The following is a 5,033-nucleotide window of genomic DNA, read 5'->3' on the forward strand; positions in this document are numbered from 1 at the left end:
AAATATACAGAAAAAATCACTATCTTTTTAATTAATAATCTATGAACATAATCAGATTTGTGTCCGTAGCTTTGTGGAGCATGTGTATGCTTTTTCTAAGCTGCAAGAAGGAGAATCCATCTTTAAATGAAACTCCTGCAACTGTAGAAATTTTTGTATGCAATTCAAAAGGGGAGCCTTTGGAAAATAAAGCAGTTGGTTTATATAATGAGAATCGTTATAAAGATTTTCAGAAAGATCATACTGTAAAGCCAATGGTCGAGGTTACTACCAATCAAAAAGGAATAGCTCATTTTGTGTTGGAAAATCGTCCGTGGTTTGTGGAAGAAACCTCTGTTGAACTAATGTTTGTGGTGCAAGAATTGCAGGATGCTTCAAATTATAAATGGTGGAGCAGAGGAGGAACGGTTACGCTTGGGAAAGCACATTCTTTTAAAATAGAAATTGTTTCTCAAGATGGTATAGGGGGAGATGAAACAACGGAAGAAAAACCTGGTGAAGATGCCGGTGAGAGTGCAGAATCTCCTTTTGTGATAGAAAATGGAATATTGACTGGTATAAAAGATCCTTCTTTAACTCAGGTCGTACTTCCTGTAGAAGTAAAAAGTATAGCCTCTAAAGTATTCTGGGAGTCTGGCATTGAATCTTTGGTGCTTAATGAAGGGCTGGAGTCAATCGGAAATCAAGCTTTTTCCAGGAGCCGGAAACTGGCTTCTGTAGTGTTTCCGGCTTCTTTAAAGGAAATAGGGGCTCACGCTTTTGAAGATTGTGTGTTATTAAATGAAATAGATCTTTCTAAAACTAATTTGCTGGAAATAGGTTCCAGTGCTTTTCGGGAAACGGGATTGAAAAAAGTTTTCTTACCGGCTTCCTTGAATAAAATAGGTGCACAAGCTTTTTTAGGCACAAATTTGGAGCAGATTATATTTCCTGAAGGACTACGAGAAATTGGTAATGAGGCATTTAGAGAAGTCACATCTTTAGAGTCTGTGACTTTTCCAAGTAATATACAGAGAATTGGATATCAGGCGTTTCATGCTTGTACACAGTTGCGAGAAATTATGTATACTGGGGAGATGAAAGCTGCTGAAGGAATCATGGAAGCTGGAGCTTTTAATGGTTGTGTGAAGTTGAATCGGATTGTGCTTCCTCCAAGTATTTCTGAATTAAAGGAAGGGGTTTTTATTGAATGTGCAGCTTTGAAGGAGATAGTAGTTCCTAAGTCAGTTAAGAAAATAGGGAATTATGGATTGAGAACGAATTTTAGTGTGGAGGTAATTATTTTTGAAGGAGAGGAAGCTCCGGAACTTGTATCAAATCCTTTTCCATTTGTGAGTGATATATCAAAAATACTGGTTCCCTCAGGCAAATCGGAGGCCTATAAAGCGAAATGGAGCTCTTATGAGAGCTATCATTCCAAGATAGAAGAAAAGTCCTGAATAAGTCATATTAAAAAATTTACAGCGTGTACGAATTTCCTGGTGAGTTCGTACACGCTGTTGTTTTTTAATACGAAGCACTGGCTTTGATACCTGCTTCTTCTACGAGTCTTGCTATGCGGTCTAATTCTTCCTTAGTCGCTTTTTTAAGCTTTTGGTCGGGAGTTTCCCGGTCGATGGTATAAATCATTACCTGGCGGGGATTTATTTGCTTGACCACTTCCAGCCAGGGAAGTACGTATTTATCGGAGGTGTTATCCACATCTTTTCCATCTTCCGTGGTGCCTTTCATGAAAATGGTCTGAATAATCAGGTTTCCTTTGAATGCTTTCAGACCTTCAATGATGTTTTCCACCTCATAGTGTCCGGTAGGGCGGTCCACTGTCCGGATGTAGTCCATATCCACGGTATCCAGTTTCAGAATGTTGTTGTCTACTTTGTTAAGTGCGGCAAACACTTTCGGGTTGTGGATAAAGGTCGCATTGCTCAGCACGCTGACCTTGGCATTGGGGAAATATTTGTCGCGCAGGGCCAGTGTATCCTCAATAATCTCAGGAAAATAAGGATTGGCGGTCGGTTCTCCGTTGCCGGCAAAGGTCAGTACGTCTGGAAAAGGACCGTTTTCTTTCATGTCGGCCAGGCGTTTTTCGAGGGCTTCACGTACGGCTTCACGTGTCTGTATCTTTTGTTTGGGGTGGAAATCCTTGTTGTATCCACATTCACAATAGATACAGTCGAACGTACAGAATTTGCCGTCTCCCGGAAGCAGGTTGATTCCGAGGGATACGCCGAGTCGGCGGCTGTGGACTGGGCCAAATATAGGGGCCGGATAAATAATGGTTGACATAAGCGTTACAAATTATCTTCCTCTTACAATTTTTTTGATGTCATTCAGTTTGTTCAGGGCTTCCAGCGGTGTCAGGTTGTTTACATCCAGGTTCAGAATCTCATCTCTGATTTGGCAGAGTACGGGGTCATCCAACTGGAAGAAACTGAGTTGTATTCCGTCGGACGCAGCTTGTTTGCTGGGCTGACCTTTGGTTGAAATGCCTTCCTGACGGTTTTCTGCTTCCAGCTGGTGTAATATTTCGTCGGCACGTTTGACAATGGATTTCGGCATACCGGCCATTTTGGCCACGTGGATACCAAAGGAGTGTGCACTTCCGCCTCTTTCCAGCTTGCGAAGGAAAATGACTTTGTTGTCCACTTCTTTGACCGACACATTGTAATTCTTTATGCGTTTGAACTGAGCTTCCATGTCGTTCAGCTCATGGTAGTGCGTCGCAAAAAGGGTACGTGCGCGGGCTTTCTTATGTTCATGAATGTGTTCCACGATAGCCCATGCAATGGAAATGCCGTCGTAGGTGGAAGTTCCTCTTCCCAATTCATCAAAAAGTACCAGGCTTCTCGGAGAAATGTTGTTGAGGATATTGGCCGCTTCGTTCATTTCGACCATAAATGTAGATTCTCCTACTGAAATGTTGTCGCTGGCACCTACACGGGTAAAGATTTTGTCTACAAGGCCGATATGTGCACTTTCAGCAGGGACAAAGCATCCAATCTGCGCCATCAGAGTGATAAGGGCAGTTTGTCGGAGCAAAGCTGACTTACCGGCCATATTCGGTCCGGTAATAATGATGATTTGCTGCTCTTCCGTGTCGAGATACACATCGTTGGCGATGTATTTTTCTCCCGGCGGCAATTGTTTTTCAATAACCGGATGACGTCCCTGACGAATGTCAAGCACATCATCGTCCACTACATTCGGACGGATGTATTTATTGGCACGAGCCACGTTGGCAAACGACAGCAGACAGTCCAGGCGTGCTATCTGTGTAGCATTGATCTGGATGGCAGGAATAAATTCGGCCAGTTCACAAACCAGTTCGTTATATAACTTGGTTTCCAGAATCAGAATCTTGTCTTCTGCTCCTAAAATCTTTTCTTCGTATTCTTTCAGCTCCTGGGTAATGTAACGTTCCGCATTGACCAGTGTCTGCTTGCGAATCCATTCGGCAGGAACTTTATCCTTGTGCGTGTTACGTACTTCGATGTAATATCCGAATACGTTGTTATAGGCAATCTTCAGACTGGGAATGCCTGTCAGTTCGCTTTCTCTCTGCTGTATCTGCAACAGATAATCTTTTCCGGAATACGCAATTTTACGAAGTTCATCCAGTTCGGTATTTACTCCGTAGGCAATCACACCTCCTTTGTTGACCAGCAGGGGAGGGTCGTTCTGAATTTCTTTGGCTATTTTATCGCGGATAGATGCGCACAGATTGAGTTGCTCACCGATACGGCGCAAGCTCTCGTTGTCGGCATTCAGGCAGGCATTTTTGATGGGTTCAATAGCTTGCAAGGCCGTTTTCAGCTGTACGACTTCACGAGGAGAAATACGTCCCACGGCAGCTTTGGAACAAATACGCTCCAAATCGCCAATCAGATGAAGTTTCTCTTCAACGAATTCCTTGAATTCCGGCTCCCGGAAAAAGAATTCCACTACATCCAGACGCTCGTTGATAGGCTTGATTTCTTTTAATGGGAATACCATCCAGCGTTTCAACATTCTGGCTCCCATCGGGCTGATGGTGTGGTCGATAATATCCAGCAGGCAGGTGCCTCCTTCATTCATGCTACCCACAAGTTCCAGGCTGCGTACCGTAAATTTATCCAGGCGTACGAAGCGGTCTTCTTCAATGCGTGACAAAGAGGTGATGTGTCCAATTTGGTAGTGCTGGGTCATGTCAAGATACTGTAGGATGGCTCCGGAAGCAATGATGCCGTTATGAAGATTTTCCACTCCGAAACCTTTGAGGTTTTTGGTTTCGAAATGCTTCAGTAACTTTTCTTTTGCAGACGTTTCATTGAATACCCAGTCTTCCAGTTCGAACGTAAAGAATTTGCTGCCGAAGTTTCCTTCGAACATGGGTTTCTTTCCGCGTTCAAAAAGCACTTCTTTAGGCGCAAAATTATTCAATAGTTTGTCGATGTAATCAGTAGGTCCTTCGGCGGTAAGAAATTCACCGGTAGAAATATCCAGAAAAGAAATACCACAGGCTGTTTTTCCGAAATACACGGAAGCCAGGAAGTTATTTTCCTTGTAAGAAAGTACATTGTCGTTGATGGCTACTCCCGGTGTGACCAGCTCCGTAATTCCGCGTTTTACCAGCTTTTTAGTCGTTTTCGGATCTTCCAGCTGGTCGCAGATAGCGACTCTTCGTCCCGCACGAATCAGTTTAGGCAGGTAGGTATCAAGTGCATGATGGGGGAATCCTGCCATCTCCACTGTTTTACTTTGACCGTTGGCACGTTTTGTCAAGGTGATTCCTAGAATTTCAGCTGCTGCTACGGCATCTTCCGAGTAAGTTTCATAAAAGTCGCCACACCTGAATAGCATGATGGCATCCGGGTGTTTTGCTTTCAAGTCGAAATATTGCTTCATCATCGGGGTCAGTACAACCTCATTGTCTTTTGCCACGGTTCAGTCCTTTCTTTTTTAGTTAATGATATTCCTTGCAAAGATACTTCAAAAGGCCGAGATAGGAAAAGATATTTTGAGGGGATAGGGTTTTAATTCGGTTTAAAAAATAA

Annotated in this window: 3 protein-coding genes; 1 reads left to right on the forward strand and 2 read right to left on the reverse strand. The window is 43.2% G+C overall.

All coding sequences use genetic code 11. From position 1 onward, the window contains the following. The first annotated feature begins 41 nt into the window (after positions 1-41). Positions 42-1,439, forward strand: a complete 1,398-nt coding sequence (locus ACMJ0U_RS10485) for a leucine-rich repeat domain-containing protein (protein WP_417129873.1) — start codon at positions 42-44, stop codon at positions 1,437-1,439. A 67-nt stretch (positions 1,440-1,506) separates the two neighbouring features. Here ACMJ0U_RS10485 and ACMJ0U_RS10490 read toward each other — a convergent pair whose 3' ends face one another. Together ACMJ0U_RS10490 and mutS are read right to left on the reverse strand one after the other, a co-directional pair. After that, entirely contained in the window at positions 1,507-2,286 is a 780-nt protein-coding gene (locus ACMJ0U_RS10490) for a radical SAM protein (RefSeq protein ID WP_417129874.1), read from the reverse strand. A gap of 12 nt (positions 2,287-2,298) precedes the next feature. After that, complete coding sequence (gene mutS, locus ACMJ0U_RS10495; RefSeq protein ID WP_417129875.1) at positions 2,299-4,887, reverse strand: DNA mismatch repair protein MutS; 2,589 nt, start codon at positions 4,885-4,887, stop codon at positions 2,299-2,301. Positions 4,888-5,033: the final 146 nt, after the last annotated feature.

The organism is Phocaeicola sp., assembly GCF_048170425.1.
Lineage (GTDB): Bacteria > Bacteroidota > Bacteroidia > Bacteroidales > Bacteroidaceae > Phocaeicola.

Excerpts from the sequence above, each read along its gene's own strand:
- mutS (WP_417129875.1), bottom strand. The coding sequence starts at position 4,887 with ATGATGAAGCAATATTTCGACTTGAAAGCAAAACACCCGGATGCCATC.
- ACMJ0U_RS10485 (WP_417129873.1), top strand. The coding sequence starts at position 42 with ATGAACATAATCAGATTTGTGTCCGTAGCTTTGTGGAGCATGTGTATG.
- ACMJ0U_RS10490 (WP_417129874.1), bottom strand. The coding sequence starts at position 2,286 with ATGTCAACCATTATTTATCCGGCCCCTATATTTGGCCCAGTCCACAGC.